This is a genomic window from Leifsonia sp. P73 (genome assembly GCF_051059105.1).
Lineage (GTDB): Bacteria > Actinomycetota > Actinomycetes > Actinomycetales > Microbacteriaceae > Leifsonia.
Genome location: NZ_CP194931.1, coordinates 2625351 through 2644355, shown reverse-complemented (window position 1 = coordinate 2644355; position 19005 = coordinate 2625351). Strand labels below are relative to the sequence as shown.

The window sequence follows — 19005 nt, the reverse complement described above, 5'->3', positions numbered from 1 at the left end:
CGCGGGCAATCTCAGCCCATCATACCCGCCTTACAACGGCATGAGAGTAGTGATTATCAAATTATCGGCTTATTAGTACCGGTCAGCTCCATGGGTCTTTAGTCCCCACTTCCACATCCGGCCTATCAACCCAGTAGTCTAGCTGGGAGCCTCTCGCCCGAAGGCATGGAAATCTCATCTTGAGGCCGGCTTCCCGCTTAGATGCTTTCAGCGGTTATCCATCCCGAACGTAGCTAACCAGCGGTGCTCCTGGCGGAACAACTGGCACACCAGAGGTTCGTCCAACCCGGTCCTCTCGTACTAGGGTCAGATCCTCTCAAATTTCCTACGCGCGCAGCGGATAGGGACCGAACTGTCTCACGACGTTCTAAACCCAGCTCGCGTACCGCTTTAATGGGCGAACAGCCCAACCCTTGGGACCTACTCCAGCCCCAGGATGCGACGAGCCGACATCGAGGTGCCAAACCATGCCGTCGATATGGACTCTTGGGCAAGATCAGCCTGTTATCCCCGAGGTACCTTTTATCCGTTGAGCGACAGCGCTTCCACAAGCCACTGCCGGATCACTAGTCCCGACTTTCGTCCCTGCTCGACTTGTCAGTCTCACAGTCAAGCTCCCTTGTGCACTTACACTCGACACCTGATTGCCAACCAGGTTGAGGGAACCTTTGGGCGCCTCCGTTACTTTTTGGGAGGCAACCGCCCCAGTTAAACTACCCACCAGGCACTGTCCCTGAACCGGATTACGGTTCTAAGTTAGATATCCAAAGTGACCAGAGTGGTATTTCAACATTGACTCCACGAACACTGGCGTGTCCGCTTCAAAGTCTCCCACCTATCCTACACAAGCCACTCCGAACACCAATACCAAGCTGTAGTAAAGGTCACGGGGTCTTTCCGTCCTGCTGCGCGTAACGAGCATCTTTACTCGTAGTGCAATTTCGCCGAGTTCGCGGTTGAGACAGCTGGGAAGTCGTTACGCCATTCGTGCAGGTCGGAACTTACCCGACAAGGAATTTCGCTACCTTAGGATGGTTATAGTTACCACCGCCGTTTACTGGGGCTTAAATTCTGAGCTTCGCCGAAGCTAACCCTTCCTCTTTAACCTTCCAGCACCGGGCAGGCGTCAGTCCGTATACATCGTCTTGCGACTTGGCACGGACCTGTGTTTTTAGTAAACAGTCGCTTCCCACTGGTCTCTGCGGCCTTCAAACGCTCCCGGAGCAAGTCCGTTCACGCCTCAGGCCCCCTTCTCCCGAAGTTACGGGGGCATTTTGCCGAGTTCCTTAACCACGATTCTCTCGATCTCCTTAGTATTCTCTACCTGACCACCTGAGTCGGTTTGGGGTACGGGCGGCTGGAACCTCGCGTCGATGCTTTTCTCGGCAGCATAGGATCACCCATTTCGTCAATGAAGACTACGCATCGTGCCTGGGCCTATGTGAGAGACGGATTTGCCTATCTCTCGGCTTACACACTTACACCGGGACAACCATCGCCCGGCTGGGCTACCTTCCTGCGTCACACCTGTTAATACGCTAGCCGCACCAGCATGGGGTCGAGCGTTAGGCCCGGACCGTCACCCCGAAGGGATCAGTGTCCAGGATTAGGACTCTTAGCACCACTGGATTAGCTTGGGCGGTTCTTCGCCGGTACGGGAATATCAACCCGTTGTCCATCGACTACGCCTGTCGGCCTCGCCTTAGGTCCCGACTTACCCAGGGCGGATTAGCCTGGCCCTGGAACCCTTGGTCTTTCGGAGGACGGGTTTCTCACCCGTCTTTCGCTACTCATGCCTGCATTCTCACTCGTGTGGCGTCCACGGCTGGTTTACACCGCCGCTTCACTCGCCACACGACGCTCTCCTACCCATCAACACGGCTGGACCACGAAGGCCTACCAATAATGTCAATGCCACAACTTCGGTGGCGTGCTTGAGCCCCGTTACATTGTCGGCGCGGAATCACTTGACCAGTGAGCTATTACGCACTCTTTCAAGGGTGGCTGCTTCTAAGCCAACCTCCTGGTTGTCTGTGCAACTCCACATCCTTTCCCACTTAGCACGCGCTTAGGGACCTTAGTTGGTGGTCTGGGTTGTTTCCCTCTCGACGATGAAGCTTATCCCCCACCGTCTCACTGCTGCGCTCTCACTTACCGGCATTCGGAGTTTGGCTGACGTCAGTAACCTTTTGGGGCCCATCGGCCATCCAGTAGCTCTACCTCCGGCAAGAAACACGCAACGCTGCACCTAAATGCATTTCGGAGAGAACCAGCTATCACGAAGTTTGATTGGCCTTTCACCCCTATCCACAGCTCATCCCCTCAGTTTTCAACCTAAGTGGGTTCGGTCCTCCACGACGTCTTACCGTCGCTTCAACCTGGCCATGGATAGATCACTTCGCTTCGGGTCTAGGACATGCGACTGAATCGCCCTATTCAGACTCGCTTTCGCTACGGCTACCCCTCACGGGTTAACCTCGCCACATATCGCTAACTCGCAGGCTCATTCTTCAAAAGGCACGCTGTCACCCCTACAAGGAGGCTCCAACGGTTTGTAAGCAAACGGTTTCAGGTACTATTTCACTCCCCTCCCGGGGTACTTTTCACCTTTCCCTCACGGTACTTGTCCGCTATCGGTCATCTGGGAGTATTTAGGCTTATCAGGTGGTCCTGACAGATTCACACGGGATTTCTCGGGCCCCGTGCTACTTGGGATACTCTTCGCGCCATTGGACCATTTCGGCTACGGGGTTGGCACCCTCTATGACCGGCCTTTCAATGCCGTTCGCCTATGATCCTTTGTAACGCTTGCAGTTCGGCAGAAGCTGCTGAAAAGTCCCGCAACCCCGACCATGCAACGCCTGCCGGCTATCACACATGATCGGTTTAGCCTCTTCCGGTTTCGCTCGCCACTACTAACGGAATCGCTTTTGCTTTCTCTTCCTGTGGGTACTGAGATGTTTCACTTCCCCACGTTCCCTCTACCCGCCCTATATATTCAGGCGGGAGTCACTGGGTCACCTTACGGGCCCAGCGGGGTTTCCCCATTCGGAGATCCTCGGATCAAAGCTCGTTTATCAGCTCCCCGAGGCTTATCGCAGATTACTACGTCCTTCTTCGGCTCCAGATGCCAAGGCATCCACCGTTTGCTCTTAGAAATTTGAAATCACATGAGTTTTAGAATCGATCGACTCATCCGAAGATGAGCAGATTGACCAATGATCTATCAGTACATAAGTACTGTGATCATCTTTGTGATCCGAACCCGAAGGTTCGAATCTAAGATGCTCGCGTCCACTGTGTAGTTCTCAAAGTACGGGCGGTACCTTCTCCGCCGGCCGAGTTATGGCCGACTAGAAAAGGTCCAGAGGATTCGGTTCTCATCCGACTGGATGAGGTCCGGTCCCTCAGGACCCAACAGCGTGCATGTGCGGGGCTTCCGGGTCCGAACCGTTCCTATCTGCAAGAGATGTACTGAGTTCGAGCCGTTCGGCTCCGCACCAATGTCAATGTTCCACCCATGAGCTAACCGGCTGAGACGTTCGCTCAGATCCGGCGCCTGGACACCCGAGGGTGCCAGATGCTCCTTAGAAAGGAGGTGATCCAGCCGCACCTTCCGGTACGGCTACCTTGTTACGACTTAGTCCTAATCACCGATCCCACCTTCGACAGCTCCCTCCACAAGGGTTGGGCCACTGGCTTCGGGTGTTACCGACTTTCATGACTTGACGGGCGGTGTGTACAAGGCCCGGGAACGTATTCACCGCAGCGTTGCTGATCTGCGATTACTAGCGACTCCGACTTCATGAGGTCGAGTTGCAGACCTCAATCCGAACTGAGACCGGCTTTTTGGGATTCGCTCCACCTTACGGTATTGCAGCCCTTTGTACCGGCCATTGTAGCATGCGTGAAGCCCAAGACATAAGGGGCATGATGATTTGACGTCATCCCCACCTTCCTCCGAGTTGACCCCGGCAGTCTCCTATGAGTTCCCGCCATTACGCGCTGGCAACATAGAACGAGGGTTGCGCTCGTTGCGGGACTTAACCCAACATCTCACGACACGAGCTGACGACAACCATGCACCACCTGTTTACGAGTGTCCAAAGAGTTGACCATTTCTGGCCCGTTCTCGTATATGTCAAGCCTTGGTAAGGTTCTTCGCGTTGCATCGAATTAATCCGCATGCTCCGCCGCTTGTGCGGGCCCCCGTCAATTCCTTTGAGTTTTAGCCTTGCGGCCGTACTCCCCAGGCGGGGCGCTTAATGCGTTAGCTGCGACACGGAAACCGTGGAATGGTCCCCACATCTAGCGCCCAACGTTTACGGCGTGGACTACCAGGGTATCTAATCCTGTTCGCTCCCCACGCTTTCGCTCCTCAGCGTCAGTTACGGCCCAGAGAACTGCCTTCGCCATCGGTGTTCCTCCTGATATCTGCGCATTCCACCGCTACACCAGGAATTCCATTCTCCCCTACCGCACTCTAGTCTGCCCGTACCCACTGCAGGCCCGAGGTTGAGCCTCGGGTTTTCACAGCAGACGCGACAGACCGCCTACGAGCTCTTTACGCCCAATAATTCCGGACAACGCTCGCACCCTACGTATTACCGCGGCTGCTGGCACGTAGTTAGCCGGTGCTTTTTCTGCAGGTACCGTCACTTTCGCTTCTTCCCTACTAAAAGAGGTTTACAACCCGAAGGCCGTCGTCCCTCACGCGGCGTTGCTGCATCAGGCTTGCGCCCATTGTGCAATATTCCCCACTGCTGCCTCCCGTAGGAGTCTGGGCCGTGTCTCAGTCCCAGTGTGGCCGGTCACCCTCTCAGGCCGGCTACCCGTCGTAGGCTTGGTGGGCCGTTACCTCACCAACTACCTGATAGGCCGCGAGTCCATCCTTGACCGAAATTCTTTCCACGCACAGGAGATGCCTCCGTGCGTCATATCCGGTATTAGCTTCCGTTTCCGGAGGTTATCCCAGAGTCAAGGGCAGGTTACTCACGTGTTACTCACCCGTTCGCCACTAATTCCCTAGAGCAAGCTCCAGGTTCATCGTTCGACTTGCATGTGTTAAGCACGCCGCCAGCGTTCGTCCTGAGCCAGGATCAAACTCTCCGTAAAATGTTCAGCTCCAAGTCGCAAGCGACTGGAAACATAGTGCAGGATCGGAGAGGAATATCTCGTCTCCTGCGAGTTTGTCTTGACTAGTTTCGAATATCTACTGACATTCTGTTTCTAATCCAAAGGAATCTCTTGCATCGACTTTCAGACCGAGGTCTTCGGGTCAATGCCGAGGTTTTTGGCATTTGACATTGTGCACGCTGTTGAGTTCTCAAGGATCGGACGCTCTCACCTTCAACCCTCTCGGGCTTCTCTGTGAGGCAACTTCTCTACCTTACCACTCTCAGTCAGTTTGTCAAGTTGGCCGTTTCGCGCTCTTTCGTTCATCCATCGTGGGATACATCCGATTTGCACGACCCGAACCGGTTAGACCTGCTCAGTGAGTGGGGTGTTAATCCTAAGCGCAGCAAAGCAACTCTTTCAAGTTGAGATTTGCCGCTAGGCTAAGGATTCGGTCCCGCTTGAGGCCGGGGAGCTCTTCCGCTCTCCCGCACCTTTGGGGTGACAAGTAAGTACTTTACGCAGGCCTCCGGGACGTCGCAAATTCCGCGGACATCCCGGGCGTGTCGCAGGGCGAGATCCGCGTGATTCCGCGGAAGTCGCCCCCTGGGACGCGAAAACGCGGCCGCCCGGAGGGGCGACCGCGTCAGGCGGGAGGGGCGGAATCCGATCAGGATCCGAGTCCCGAGTAGGCGTGCAGTCCGTGGAAGAACACGTTGACGACGCCGAAGTTGAAGAGCACCGCGGCGAAGCCGATGATCGCGAGCCACGCGGAGCGCGATCCGCGCCAGCCGCGCGTCGCCCGCGCGTGGATGTAGCCGGCGTAGATCACCCAGATGATGAACGTCCAGACTTCCTTGGTGTCCCAGCCCCAATAACGACCCCACGCCTTCTCGGCCCAGATGGCTCCGGCGATCAGCGTGAAGGTCCAGGCGATGAAGCCGACGATGTTGATCCGGTACGCGAGGTTCTCCAGAGCGACCGCGCTGGGGAGGGTCGCGAGGAACTTGAACTGCTGGGGGCGCGACTCCTCGACCTGGCGTTCGCGCCGGTACTGCAGGAGCTGGAGACCGGAGAGCGCGAAGCCGAGTGCGAAGAACGCCGTGCCCAGCACGGCCACGATGATGTGGATCACCAGCCAGTACGACTGCAGCGCCGGCTGCAGCGGGACCACCGGGACGTAGTACCGCAGCAGGGCGATCCCCTGCAGCACCAGGACCAGGCCGATGATGAACGTGCCGAGGTACTTGATGTCCCACTTGAGGTTCGCGACCAGGAAGACGCCGACGATGACCAGGGTGCCGGTCATCGAGAACTCCCACATGTTGGCCCACGGCACGCGGTCGGCCGCGATGCCGCGGAGCACCGTGGCGATCAGGTGGAAGCCCCAGCCCACGATGGTGAGGCCGAACGCCCACTTGATCGACGCCGACGAGGCGGCGCCGTTCATCACGTCGTCCTCGAGCCGTGTGCTGATCCGGGAGGACAGCCGGCCGAGCGCGGACGACGGCGGCGTCGCGGGAGGCGCCTCAGCCCCACCGCCGGACGCGGACATCCGCGCGGCCGTGGCTCCCACCGGTTGGGCGACCTCCGCCCGCCGGGCGACGGCGCTCGGGACGACCGCGGCCTCCTCGGCCGTCGCTCTGGCTCCTCTGCGCGCGAGGTCGAGCGCGAACGCGATGAACGCGGCCGCGTAGAACCCCATCGCCACATAGATGAAGACCGTGGACAACTGGGACAGGGTTTCGGTCACGAGTGCAAGCCTAATTCGTCGGGGTTCGGGTGAGGAGTGCGGTGTGCTCGTCGGCGACGGCGGTCACAGCCGCGAGGAGGTTGGGGTCCTCACCACGGGCGAGGCCAGCGTACTCCAAGGTCAGGGAGCCGTCGGGGTTCTCGACGGCCTTGACCCAGATGCGACGTCGGGGCACGAAGAGCGACGTCAGCAGGCCGCCGAGGATGAGGATCGCGAAGAGCAGCACCCAGCCCTGGGCGGGGTCGTGGTGCACGTCGAGCGACGCGTAGCGTTTGACGTCGCCCATCGAGATCGTGCCGAGCCCGCTCGGGAGCTCGACGGTCTGACCCGGCTTCAACTGCAGCGCCTTGGTCTTCGTGCCGGGCCCGGCGAGCTGTGACATCTTGTCGGTGTTCAGGCTGTAGACCGATTGCGGGACGCCGCTGTCGACGCCGAGGTCGCCGGCGTAGACGTTCAGGCTGAGGACCGGATCGTTCAAGCCGGGGAACGTCGAGGTCAGCGCGCCGGCCGCCGTCGCGCTCTTGCCGACCGTCGGATAGAAGAAGCCGATCATGCCGACCTGCTCCCGGAGGCCGTCCGGCACCTTCACCCAGCCGAGTGAGGTGAGCTGCGCGTCCTCGGCGATGAACGGCACCGAGTCGTTGAACACCACCTTGCCCTTCGGATCGCGGACGGTGATCGTCGGCGCGTAGCCGTTGCCGAGCAGGTAGACGTTCGTGCCGCCGATCGCCAACGGCTCGTTGACCTTGATCGTCGAATCGCTCGACGTGTCCCCCGGACCCGTCGTGGTCACCTTCGCGGTGTAGTCGAGCGGGGTGCCTTTGGCGTTCGGGTTCTTCGTCTCGTACGCGACATCCAGGCTGTTGACCCGGATCGAGAACGGCTCCAGCGACCCGTCGGAGAAGAACCTCCCCGGGTTGAACGAGTTGTACGACGGCAGGCTGTTGACGAAGCTCTGGCCGACGACGACGACCTTCTGGCCGGTGTAGCCGAAGCCTCCCCCGATGCCGACGGCGACCAGCACGCCGAGCAGAGCGATGTGGAAGACGAGGTTTCCGGTCTCGCGCAGGTAGCCGCGCTCCGCGGAGACCGAGGTCGATCGGGCGTCCTGGTAGAGGGACACCCGGTAGCGCGAGCGGCGGAGCACCTGGCGCGCAGACTCGATCGGGTTCGGCGCGTCCGCGCGGAGCTCGGCCGGCAGGATGCGCGCCTGGAAGGCCGACATGCGGGTGAGCCGGACGGGAGTCTTCGGCGGCCGGGCCCGCAGGGCGCGGAAGTGGTGCGCCGTACGCGGGATGATGCAGCCGATCAGCGATGCGAACAGCAACAGGTAGATGGCCGAGAACCAGAACGACGTGTAGACGTCGAAGAGCTGGAACTTGTCGAGCACCGGTGCGAGCTGCGGGTTGTCGCTGAAGTACTTGGTGACGCCGTTCGGGTCGGCGCCGCGCTGCGGGAACAGCGAGCCGGGGACGGCCGCGATGGCGAGGAGGAGCAGCAGGAACAGCGCCGTGCGCATGCTCGTGAGCTGGCGCCAGGCCCAGCGGAGCCAGCCGAGCGGACCGAGCTTGGGCTGGACGACGTCCGGGTCCTCGCGCGGAGGCGCGACGTCGATGTGGTCAGATGGCCGGGACAAAGCCGGAGATCACCCCCAGGAACTGCGACATCATGGCGGTCCAGAGACCGGTGGCCATCATCACGCCGATGACGACCAGGAGTGCGCCGCCGATGATGTTGATGACCCGGATGTGTCGCTTGAGGAAGGCCACGGAACCCGCGACCCAGTCGAAGCCGAGGGCGACCAGCAGGAACGGGATGCCGAGGCCGATGCAATAGAAGAGCCCGAGCAGGGCTCCGCGCCACGGGGACCCGCTGCCGACGCTCAGCGCGCTGATCGCCGCGAGGGTCGGGCCGATGCACGGCGTCCAGCCCAGCCCGAAGACGACACCGAGCAGCGGCGCCCCGATCAGGCCGCTCGCCGGACGCCAGGTCGGCTTGATGGTGCGCTGAAGGAACGAGAACTGGCCGATGAAGACGAGGCCCATCAGGATGACGAGCACGCCGAGCACCCGGATGACCACCTCCTGCCAGCGGACCAGCCACAGGCCGAGCGCGCCGAAGGCGGCGCCGTAGGCGATGAAGACGACGGCGAAGCCGAGGACGAACAGGGCGACCCCGGTCAGGACGCGGCTGCGGTCCCGCTTGGCGCCCGGGTCGCTCATCCCGCCGACATACGCGAGATAGCCGGGCACGAGCGGGAGAACGCACGGCGAGGCGAATGAGACCAGTCCCGCGAGGAGCGCGATGGGAAGTGCGAGCAGGAGCTGGCCGCTGAAGACGATCTGACCGACGTTCACGGTCACTTCCCGGCCATGGCGTCGGAGATGAGCGAGTCGAGGATGCTCTTGTCCGGGATGGCGCCGAGGATGCGGGCGGCCACGCGGCCCTGCTTGTCGATCACGATCGTGGTCGGCGTGGCCTTGGGAGGGACGGTCTTGCTGAAGGCGAGCAGGACGGAGCCGGTGTCGCGGTCGAGGACCGAGGGGTAGGTCACTCCCTTGTCCTGCTCGAAGCTGGCCGCGGTGCTCGCGGAGTCGTAGAGGTTGACCCCGAGGAAGCTGACGCCCTGCGCCGCGTACTTCTGCGACAGCGACTCGAGGTCGGGCGCCTCCACCCGGCACGGCGGGCAGCCCGCGTACCAGAAGTTCACGACGAGGACCTTGCCGGCGTAGTCCTTCGAGGACACCGAGGTGCCGTCGGCGAGCTTGCCGGAGAACGCGACGGGGGCGCCGCGATTCGCCGCGGCGTATTCGCTCACGCTGCCGTCGCCCGCGATGTAGTTCTGGCCGTTGCCGGAACGGTACTGGTTGGCGAGGGCGTCGTTGGACGTGCACCCGGAGAGCAGGAGGGCCGTGGCCGCAGCGGCCGCGGGAAGAAGGAGCGCCAGGCGGCGCCGAGCGGAGAGTCGGACGGAGGTCACACGGCCCCCACATCGGTCGCGGCGCTGATCAGGCTGCCGGCGGGCTCGACATAGCTGACCTCCACCACCCGGACGACGGGCGGGGCGTCGGGATCGGCCGGGAGCTGCGCCTCGCCCGGACGCGGCTGAGGTGCGGGGGCCGGCTCGGTCGTCCGCTCGAAGGTGGTGATGCTGGAGAGCGCGCAGCGGCGCTTGCGCGGGTCGTGCGGGAACCGCTCCCCCGCCGCCGAGAGGTGCATGACCCAGATCGGGAGCTGGTGGCTGACCAGGACGACGTCGCCGGACTCGACCGACTCGAACGCGGCGTCGACGGCCTCCTTCATCCGCTTCTCGATGCTGGTGTAGGCCTCGCCCCAGCTCGGCCGGGGCGGGTAGACGATGAAGGGCCAGTTGGCCGGGTTCTTCAGGGCACGGCGCATGTTGGTGCCCTCGAAGTGGTTTGTGGGCTCGATGATCCGCTCGTCCACCTCGGGGTCCAGGCCGAAGGTCGCCGCGATCGGCGCCATCGACTCGCGGGTGCGCTGCAGCGGCGACATGCGCAGCAGGGACACCGGTCGGGAGCGGGCGGCCAGGTCGTCGGCGGCGGCCTGCGCCATCCGGTGACCGAGTTTGGACAGCCCGAAGCCGGGCAGCCTGCCGTACAGGATGCCGTCGGGATTGAACACCTCTCCGTGACGGACGAGATGTACCTGGCTTGCTACCACCGCACCAGTCTACGGAGCGGCTTGCCTTGAATTCACTGAGCGTGGGAGCGCTGGGCACCCGGCCTCCCCTCTCGGGCGGTATTGGCGAGCGGTAGGCTTGTCGATCGTGACCGCACGCGTTTTGATCAAAGACCTCGCCGCTCTGCCCGACGGCCCCGTGAGCGTCGCCGGATGGGTCGAGACCGTCCGCGACCAGAAGAAGGTGCAGTTCGTCGTGCTGCGCGATGAGTCGGGCGCTGTCCAGCTCGTCAATCCGCGCACGGTCGACGAGGACGGCGCCGTGGTCGCCGACGAGCCCGCGACGACCATCTCGGGTCTGTCGCAGGGGTCGTTCGTGCGCGCCACCGGGGAGCTCAAGCACGACGAGCGGGTCAAGCTCGGCGGCATCGAGATCAAGCTGAACACCCTCGAAGTCGAGACGGCCGCCATCCCGGAGACGCCGATCGCTGCGGACAGCGGCATCGACAAGCGCATGGACTGGCGCTTCCTCGACCTCCGCGAGCCGAAGCACAACCTGATCTTCCGCGTGCAGACCACGCTCGAGCACGCGATGCGGCAGTACTGGGTGGACAACGGCTTCATCGAGATCCACACCCCGAAGCTCATGGCGTCGGCATCCGAGTCGCGCGCCGAGCTCTTCGAGCTGCCCTACTTCGAGACGACTGCGTACCTCGCTCAGAGCCCGCAGATCTTCAAGCAGATGGCGCAGGCCGCCGGCTTCGGCCGCGTGTTCGAGATCGGCCCGGCGTTCCGCGCCGACCCCAGCTTCACCAGCCGGCACGCGACCGAGTTCACGAGCGTCGACACCGAGCTGAGCTGGATCGACAGCCACGAGGACGTCATGAAGGTGCACGAGGACCTCCTCGTCGCCGGCTTCACGGCGGTCAAGGAGAAGCACGGCGCGGAGATCGAGGCGCTGTTCGGCGTCGAGGTCACGGTTCCGACGACTCCGTTCCCGCGCATCCCGCTGGCCGAGGCCAAGCGCATCGTCGCTGAGCAGGGCTACGAGGTGCCGCGCGCGGACGACGACATGGACCCGGAGGGCGAGCGTCGCATCTCCGCGTATGTGAAGGAGACCTACGGTCACGAGTTCGTGTTCCTGACGGACTACGCCTCCAGCATCCGGCCGTACTACCACATGCGTCACCCCGAGGACCCGTCGATCACCAAGAGCTACGACCTGATCTTCAACGGCGTCGAGATCTCCACCGGCGCCCAGCGCGAGCACCGCGTCGAGATCCTCGAGGAGCAGGCCGTCGACAAGGGGCTCTCGGTGGAGGAGCTGGAGGACGTGCTCGCGACGTTCCGCTACGGAATCCCGCCGCACGGCGGATTCGGGATGGGGCTTGCGCGCGTGCTCATGCTGATGCTGCACCTCGCCAACCTGCGCGAGACGACCTATCTCTTCCGCGGACCGACGCGACTGACCCCGTAGCAGAGAGCGCGGTCCACTGTTCGCCGGCCACCAGGATGTGGCCGAGGAAGCGCAGCCCGATGGTGGCCGCCGCCTGATCGAGTCTGCGGGTGAGGACGGTGTCGGCCACGGACGGGTCGAGCAGTCCCGACGGATGATTGTGCGCGACGGCGAACGACCGTCCGCCGCGGGTGAGCACGGCCTGGAGGATGTCGGCCGGCTGGATGGACCGCTCGTCGACGCCGCCGTCGCGCACCAGCACGAGCTCCAGGGGCCGGGCGGCACGATCGGCGACGACCACGACGAAGCGCTCGCTGTCACGGTGCAGCAGCTCGGGCCGGACGACCTCCGCGATGGCGTCGTGGTCGACCAGCCGCGTCCACGAGGATGAGCGCCCGGCCCTGCGCCAGATCTCGATGATGGCGACGAGCCGGCCGGCTGTCGCGGGGCCGACGCCCGGCAGGGTCTCCAGGCGGGCGAAGTCCATCGTCGCGAGCCCGGGGAACCCGCCGCAACGGGCCAGGATGGCGCGGGCGAGGGACAGGACGCTCCGCCCCATCTGACCGGAGCCGAGGACGAGGGCGAGGACTTCGTCGTCGGTGAGCGAACCGACGCCGAGCCGGCGCATCCGCTCCCGTGGACGGTCGTGATTCGGTACATGGGCAAGTGACTCCTCTGCTTCTTCCGACTCGGACATGCGTCCACGCTAGGAACCGGATTGGGTCCTTCGTGGCCGATCGTCTCAATCTGTGGAGAACTGGCCTGCGGCCTCCACCTGTGGATGACAATGGGTGGAGAGAATCAGCCGACGAAGGAGTCGTCCCGCAATGACCAGCACCCTCCCCGAACCCCGCCCGAACGATGTCGTCATCCTGTCCGCCGCGCGCACGCCGCTCGGCAAGGTGACCGGCGCGCTCGCCAGCCAGACCGCCGTGCAGCTCGGCACCGTCGCGCTGCGGAAGGCGATCGAGCAGTCCGGGCTCCAGGCGTCCGACATCGACACCGTGATCTTCGGGCAGGTGCTCCAGGCCGGCGCGGGACAGAACCCTGCCCGGCAGACGGCCATCGCCGCCGGGATCGGCTGGGACGTCCCGGCGACGACCATCAACAAGGTGTGCCTGTCCGGGCTCGCGGCCGTGATCGACGCCGCGCGGCTCATCCGCGCCGGCGAGGCGACCGTGGTCGCGGCGGGCGGCCAGGAGTCCATGACGAACGCCCCGCACATCCTGCCCGGCTCGCGTAAGGGCTGGACCTACGGGTCGCTCGAAGCGCTGGACACGGCCGCCTACGACGGGCTGACCGACGCGTTCGACAAGATCTCGATGGGCGCCTCGACGGAGAGCTACACGGAGAAGCTCGGCCTGACGCGGGAGGCGCAGGACGCGTTCGCGGCGTCATCCCACCAGCGCGCGGGCGCGGCTGCGGCCTCCGGGGTGTTCGCAGAGGAGATCGCGCCGGTCAGCATCCCGCAGCGCAAGGGCGACCCGATCGTCGTCGCGGTCGATGAGGGGGTGCGGCCGGACTCGACGGTGGAGGTGCTGGCCAAGCTGCGTCCGAGCTTCGCGGAGGGCGGGACGCTCACGGCCGGTAACTCGTCGCCGCTGAGCGACGGCGCTGCGGCGCTCATCCTCACGTCACGGGAGAACGCCGAGCGGCTCGGTCTGCAGTGGCTCGCCGTCGTCGGGGCCAGCGGGCAGGTCGCGGGGCCGGACAACTCGCTGCACTCGCAGCCGTCGAACGCCATCAATGCCGCGCTGAAGCGGGCCGGGTGGAGTGTGGACGAGCTGGACCTGGTGGAGATCAACGAGGCGTTCGCCGCGGTGGCGCTGCAGTCGACGGCCGACCTCGACGTGGACCCGGAGAAGGTCAACATCCACGGCGGTGCGATCGCGCTCGGGCACCCCATCGGGGCGTCGGGGGCGCGGCTGGCCGGGCATGCGGCGCATGAGCTTGCGCGGCGCGGGGCCGGGCGGGCGGCGGTGGCGCTGTGCGGTGGTGGCGGGCAGGGGGATGCGCTGCTGCTGTGGCGTTGATAACGGAGGAGATCGGGGTGGACTGACCCCGAATAAGCAGTCGACGGAGGAGATCCGGCCCATGGTGGGGCGGGTCTCCTCCGTTGTTTGCGGTCAGCGCTGCAGGTGGCGCTCGGTGGGGCCGGTGTAGAGGGAGAGGGGGCGGATGAGGGAGTTGGCAGCGTACTGCTCGAAGATGTGGGCGGTCCAGCCGGTGACGCGGGCCGCGGCGAACAGCGGGGTGAAGGTCTCGGTGTCGAAGCCCATCAGGTTGTACGCCGGGCCGGACGGGTAGTCCAGGTTCGGCTTGATGTTCTTGCGGTCGCCCATCGCCTTCTCGAGCGCGTCGTAGAGGTCGAGCATGTCCTGGCGGTCGTAGTGGTCGACCAGCTCGACCAGGGACGCACGCATGGTCGGCACGCGTGAGTCGCCGTTCTTGTAGACGCGGTGGCCGAAGCCCATGATCTTGCGCTTCTCGGCGAGGGCGTCGTCCAGCCAGGCCTCCGCCCGGTCCGCGCTGCCGATCTCGTCGAAGGCGTGCATGACGGCCTCGTTCGCGCCGCCGTGCAGCGGGCCCTTGAGGGCGCCGATCGCGCCGGTGACGGCCGAGTAGACGTCCGACAGGGTGGACGCGATGACGCGCGCGGTGAACGTGGAGGCGTTGAAGGAGTGCTCCGCGTAGAGAACCAGCGAGACGCGGAAGGCGTTCACGACCACCTCGTCCGGCACCTCGCCGAACGTGAGCCAGAGGAAGTTCTCCGCGTAGTCGAGGTCGTCCCGCGACTCCACCGGGTCGAGCCCGCGACGGCGGCGCTGGATGTACGCGACGATCGTCGGGAGCTGGGCGAAGAGGTAGACGGCGCGGCTGTGGTTGAGCTCCGGATCGAGGATGCCGTTCTCCTGCTCCAGCGTCGGGTCCATGCCGCCGAGCTGGCTGACCGCGGTGCGCAGGGCGTCCATCGGGTGGGCCGACACGGGGATGTCGTCCAGCACCCGGCGGGTGCGGTCGTCCATGGTGCGGAGGCCGCGCTCCAGCTTCACGAACCCGGCCAGCTCCTCCGGCGTCGGCAGCTCGCCGTTCCACAGCAGCCAGGCGACCTCCTCGAACGAGCAGTTCGCGGCCAGCTCCTGCACGGGGTAGCCGCGGTACAGCAGCGAGTTGGTCTGCGGGTTGACGGACGAGATGGTCGTCGTGTCCACGACGACGCCGGCGAGGCCCTTGTGGATCTCGGGGTCGGTCATTGTGCTGCTCCTTCGCTGCTGTGGTCGTGACTCGTGCTGATGCGGCTGTGAGCAGCGCTCAGCGGCGCACTTCGAAGTTGTACACCGAAGTGTCGAACACGCTCACCTAAACATACAGTTCGGGATACCGCGGGATCACGCGGAAGGTCGTCTTGCCCATCCCCTTCTCGGCGGGCGGGATGACCTCGACATGGTCGATTATCGCCGCGAGGGCGGTGCGCAGTTCCAGTGGCGTCGCTGCGTCCCACAGCTCGGAGATGCTCACGGCGAGATCCCGCATCTCCTCCGGGGTGATGCTCGGCGCGGCAGGCGCGGGAGCGTGCGCGCTTAGGCGGTCGATCTCGCTCTGGAGGCGGGCAGCGGCGGCCGTGTAGGCGTCTTCGGTGACGCGCCCTTCGACCCAGCGGACGGTGAGTGCCCCGAGCGCTCCGCGCGCCTTCGCGAGGCGGCGGGCGACCGCTGCGCTGTCGTCGATCGCTGCGACGGGACGCTGCTCGCGCGCGACCTCGGGTGCGAGGCTCTCGATCTCGGTGGCACGGTCGAGCACCCAGGCCTTCACTGCGCCGGTCGCGCGGTGCTCCAGGCAGGACACGAGGCGCCGGCCGTCGCGGTACTCGTACCAGCGCGTGCACACGAAGCCGGGGGCGAGCTGGCCGCCCGCGGAGGGTCGCTTCGCCATGCGCATGCTGCCGCCGCAGTCGCCGCAGCGGAGCAGCCCGGATAGCGGGGAGCGCGGTTCGACCTGCCGCGATGGTCGCGGTGCGGCGGCGCGGCGCCGGAGGTAGGCGTCCCAGAGTTCGTCGCTGATGATCGGCTCCTGGCGGCCCGCGTGGTAGGCGCGACCAGCGGGGGTCATCTGCACGATGCGGCCAGCGGCGAAGCCCGAGTCCAAGATGCGGGTGACGACGGGGATCGACCAACTGCCGCCGCGCGCCGTCGGCACGCCCTGCTCGTTCCACCAGCGGGTGATGCGGGAGAGGCCATGCTCGTCGAGGGCGTAGCGGCGGTATGCCTCGGCCAGCAGCGGTGCCTGCTGCGGGTGGGGCTCGTACCGATCCTTCTCGGCGCGGACGTAGCCGAACCGGTCGCCCCGGAGGTGGGTAGCCCGCTGCGCACGCGGCGTTCGTGGATCTCTCGCCAGACATCGCCGATGCGCTCTGACTCGAAGGCCGCCATCTCGGTCAGCATCCCGCGCGCGAATCGGCCGGTGGATGTCGTCGTGTCGATAGGCTCCGTGGCCGACTCGATCCGGCCACCGGCGAGACTCGACCGCGTCGACAGCGATCGCCCAGTCGAGCCTCGCGCGGGAGAGGCGCGACCACTTCCAGAGCACGATCACGTCCGCGTCGCCGCGCTCGATCATCTGCATGACTCGCTGCACGCCGGGACGCTTCCATGTGCGGCCGGTCTTCCCCGGGTCCTCTTCGACGGCGACGACGGCGTAGCCGCGCGAGCGGCAGTATTCGCGGCCGGCGCTCTCCTGGATTTCCAGGGAGATGGACTCTTCCTTCGCGATCGACTGGCGGAGGTAGAGCACGGCGCGCGGCGGCGCGTCGGCGATTGGCTGCGGCTTCACGCTATGCACCTACCATCGCGGAGGTAGCGGTCGAGGATGTCGGCGCTGACGTTGAGCTCGTGACACCAGACGCCCGGGTCGGGCGATGCTGCCGCCGCTGCGCGCAGCTCGTCAGGGTGGATGAGCTGACGCGCGGCCCACCGGTCAGCCTGGACCTCATGGCGCGGGCTGGACTCTCGGTGCCCCATGAAGGCGTGCCCGAGTTCGTGGGCGAGGACGGAGCGCTCGTGGATGACGCGGAGCTTCGTCTGCAGGAAGATCGTGCGGATCTCGGGCACCCAGAGCCCGTTCCCGGTACGGAGGGGCCGGTAGGCGACGTGGATGCCGAGCCGCTGCGCGTGCTCGTACGGGTCATAGCCCAATCCGGTCATCGTCACCCTCTACCCCCGGCGTGCGGTCAGCCCGCGCATCGGCCGCCACGTCGTACTCGCTCTTCTTTCCTTGCGCTCGTGCATCTTCCACCGAACGGAGGACATCGTTGATGACCTGCTCCGACGGCGGCTCGGTGATCGCGTCGCTCGCGCTGCCCGCGACGACCCGCCGCAGCATTTCCTTCGAGAGCTCCAGGTCGCTGACGTCCTCGAGGCGGAACGGCCCGGCGATCTGGCGAGCCTCCTCCTCCGTGATGTAGCCGGCGGCGACGAAGACCGGCAGCAGCGGCATGTCGTAGTGGCGCGCGACGCGCAGGACGGTGCCGATGTCGGGGACGTCGGCCTTGAGGTGGGCGCCGAGCGTGGTGTGGGTCATGTCCAGCTCTGTGGCGATCGCGCGCACGCTCTTCCCCCCAGTTGCCTGGCGAACGTGGCTTACAAGCGCATCTGTCATGTGGCCGACTGTAGCAGTTTTGCAACACAGGTGTAAAGAATCCCAACCGCTGCCGCGACTTTCGGAGCAAAGTCGCAACACATGGCAAGAATCGGCACCAATCGCTTATTCACTGGTGTAGATTCGCTACAACACGTTGCGAAATACCACCAAGGAGGCGAAGTGGCAAGTGTGATTCGTATCCGACCTGGACTCCTCTCTCGGCTGCGCGAGACGCGCGGTCTCCCTTCCGAAGACGCACAGGCTCGCCTGATCGGCGTCGACCGCGGCACTCTGCGCCGCGTCGACGGAGGGTCGCAGCCGTCGGGGGCGTTCATGGCGGGGCTGTGTGAGGCGTTCGGACTCGGGCTCGGGGAGGCGTTCGAGGTGCTGCCCGAACAGGCGGTCCAGAAGGCGGCTGCATGAAGCCCACCCGAGAGGAGTGCATGCGCGCCGCCGCGCGGGCATTCCTTCAGATCGCGATCCGGCTCGAACTCGAGCGGCGCGCGGCGGCGGCCGCCAAGGCGGCCTGACCAAACAGAAACGCCCCGGTGGCACCCGGGGCGAATCAGAGAAAGGAAAGTCCTTTGACAACCGACACTCTACAGCCCGAGCAGCTCCCGCTGCCGATGTTCCTGGACGGCGACTCTCCGCGCGTTCATCGGAACGACCCTGTCACCTCTCACCTCGCGGCCGACAAGTCGCAGCGCACCGTGAACTCGGTCCGTGACCGGGTCCTCCAGCTCCTCGCCGAGCAGGGTCCGATGGCCGCGTTCGAGGTGTGCGACGAGTACGCCGAGAGAGCCGACTGGCCGCACGTGCACCACGAGACGCCCCGCAAGCGCATGTCGGACATGAAGCGCGACGGCATCCTCGTGGAGACGGGCGAGACCCGCATCAACGGCGAGGGCTCCCCCGAGGCCGTCGTCGCGATCGCCGAGGCGGTGGCGGCATGATGCGCCGTCGAGTCGTCCGCGTATTCATCGCGGTCGCTGTCGCGCTCGTCGTCGGCGCCAACGTCCTGATCTCGCTCACCGGGTGCTCGGCGATCAGCAGCGGCACCATCACGCGCAAGGAGTACAGGCCCGCTTACGAGACCTCGGTGCTCACCTGCGGCGCGTACGGGAAGTACGGCTGCACGTTGTGGATTCCGATCCCGGAGCACGAGCCCGCGTCCTACCGGCTCGACATCCGCAACGGGGACAAGTCGGGCTGGGTCGACGTCGACCAGACCACCTACGACCAGGAGAAGGTCGGCGACTGGTGGGGAGGCCGCTCGTGAAGCGGCGCGCGACGTACGTCGCCAATCCGCGGCCGGACTACCTCCCGAAGGCGATCGCCCTGTCGGCTCTGGTCCTCGCGGCCGTCGCGGTCGCCCTCTGGGTGCTCGCTCTCGCGGGGTGCC

14 protein-coding genes and 2 rRNA genes are annotated in these 19005 nt (G+C 64.8%); 4 read left to right on the top strand and 12 right to left on the bottom strand.

Annotated features, from left to right (window positions below; all coding sequences use genetic code 11):
* Nucleotides 1–52 precede the first annotated feature (52 nt).
* The 7 genes from ACQ86L_RS13665 to ACQ86L_RS13635 all read right to left on the bottom strand — a co-directional run bounded on the left by ACQ86L_RS13665 (nt 53) and on the right by ACQ86L_RS13635 (nt 10552).
* Nucleotides 53–3166, bottom strand: a 23S ribosomal RNA gene (locus ACQ86L_RS13665).
* A 425-nt stretch (nt 3167–3591) separates the two neighbouring features.
* Nucleotides 3592–5115: ribosomal RNA gene (locus ACQ86L_RS13660) — 16S ribosomal RNA — on the bottom strand.
* The 16S and 23S rRNA genes sit together here, the layout of an rRNA operon.
* A gap of 670 nt (nt 5116–5785) precedes the next feature.
* Nucleotides 5786–6868: a c-type cytochrome biogenesis protein CcsB gene (ccsB, locus tag ACQ86L_RS13655; protein ID WP_434315890.1), complete on the bottom strand. Its 1083-nt coding sequence runs from the start codon at nt 6866–6868 to the stop codon at nt 5786–5788.
* A gap of 10 nt (nt 6869–6878) precedes the next feature.
* Nucleotides 6879–8504: a cytochrome c biogenesis protein ResB gene (resB, locus tag ACQ86L_RS13650; RefSeq protein ID WP_434315889.1), complete on the bottom strand. Its 1626-nt coding sequence runs from the start codon at nt 8502–8504 to the stop codon at nt 6879–6881.
* Nucleotides 8488–9225: a cytochrome c biogenesis CcdA family protein gene (locus tag ACQ86L_RS13645; protein WP_434318891.1), complete on the bottom strand. Its 738-nt coding sequence runs from the start codon at nt 9223–9225 to the stop codon at nt 8488–8490. Before ACQ86L_RS13645 ends, resB begins: the two co-directional genes overlap by 17 nt.
* Before the next feature lie 2 nt (nt 9226–9227).
* Nucleotides 9228–9848 carry a TlpA disulfide reductase family protein gene (locus ACQ86L_RS13640; protein WP_434315888.1) on the bottom strand — a complete coding sequence of 207 codons (621 nt, stop codon included), beginning with the start codon at nt 9846–9848 and terminating at the stop codon, nt 9228–9230.
* Nucleotides 9845–10552 (bottom strand): histidine phosphatase family protein, encoded by a 708-nt coding sequence (locus tag ACQ86L_RS13635; protein ID WP_434315887.1) that lies wholly within the window; start codon nt 10550–10552, stop codon nt 9845–9847. The genes ACQ86L_RS13640 and ACQ86L_RS13635 overlap by 4 nt, the downstream gene beginning before the upstream one ends.
* Nucleotides 10553–10658: 106 nt before the next feature.
* Between ACQ86L_RS13635 and aspS the strand changes: the two genes are divergently transcribed.
* Nucleotides 10659–11987, top strand: a complete 1329-nt coding sequence (gene aspS / locus ACQ86L_RS13630) for an aspartate--tRNA(Asn) ligase (RefSeq protein WP_345838615.1) — start codon at nt 10659–10661, stop codon at nt 11985–11987.
* Here the strand turns inward: aspS and ACQ86L_RS13625 are convergent.
* Nucleotides 11911–12663 (bottom strand): JAB domain-containing protein, encoded by a 753-nt coding sequence (locus tag ACQ86L_RS13625; RefSeq protein WP_434315886.1) that lies wholly within the window; start codon nt 12661–12663, stop codon nt 11911–11913. The genes aspS and ACQ86L_RS13625 overlap by 77 nt on opposite strands.
* 130 nt (nt 12664–12793) lie before the next feature.
* Between ACQ86L_RS13625 and ACQ86L_RS13620 the strand changes: the two genes are divergently transcribed.
* Nucleotides 12794–13999, top strand: coding sequence for an acetyl-CoA C-acetyltransferase (locus ACQ86L_RS13620; RefSeq protein ID WP_434315885.1), 1206 nt, complete (start codon nt 12794–12796; stop codon nt 13997–13999).
* 93 nt (nt 14000–14092) lie between these two features.
* On the opposite strand, the gene ACQ86L_RS13615 is transcribed toward ACQ86L_RS13620, so the two are convergent.
* From ACQ86L_RS13615 to ACQ86L_RS13600, 4 genes are all read right to left on the bottom strand, one after another.
* Nucleotides 14093–15220: a bifunctional 2-methylcitrate synthase/citrate synthase gene (locus ACQ86L_RS13615; protein ID WP_434315884.1), complete on the bottom strand. Its 1128-nt coding sequence runs from the start codon at nt 15218–15220 to the stop codon at nt 14093–14095.
* A gap of 106 nt (nt 15221–15326) precedes the next feature.
* A complete protein-coding gene (locus tag ACQ86L_RS13610; RefSeq protein WP_434315883.1) occupies nt 15327–16796 on the bottom strand; it encodes a recombinase family protein in 1470 nt (489 codons plus the stop codon).
* Nucleotides 16793–17167, bottom strand: a complete 375-nt coding sequence (locus ACQ86L_RS13605) for an ImmA/IrrE family metallo-endopeptidase (protein ID WP_434315882.1) — start codon at nt 17165–17167, stop codon at nt 16793–16795. Before ACQ86L_RS13605 ends, ACQ86L_RS13610 begins: the two co-directional genes overlap by 4 nt.
* Nucleotides 17148–17621, bottom strand: a complete 474-nt coding sequence (locus ACQ86L_RS13600; RefSeq protein ID WP_434315881.1) for a hypothetical protein — start codon at nt 17619–17621, stop codon at nt 17148–17150. Before ACQ86L_RS13600 ends, ACQ86L_RS13605 begins: the two co-directional genes overlap by 20 nt.
* A gap of 566 nt (nt 17622–18187) precedes the next feature.
* Between ACQ86L_RS13600 and ACQ86L_RS13595 the strand changes: the two genes are divergently transcribed.
* Nucleotides 18188–18556, top strand: a complete 369-nt coding sequence (locus tag ACQ86L_RS13595) for a hypothetical protein (protein WP_434315880.1) — start codon at nt 18188–18190, stop codon at nt 18554–18556.
* Nucleotides 18553–18882 (top strand): hypothetical protein, encoded by a 330-nt coding sequence (locus tag ACQ86L_RS13590; RefSeq protein WP_434315879.1) that lies wholly within the window; start codon nt 18553–18555, stop codon nt 18880–18882. The genes ACQ86L_RS13595 and ACQ86L_RS13590 overlap by 4 nt, the downstream gene beginning before the upstream one ends.
* The last annotated feature ends 123 nt before the right edge of the window (nt 18883–19005 follow it).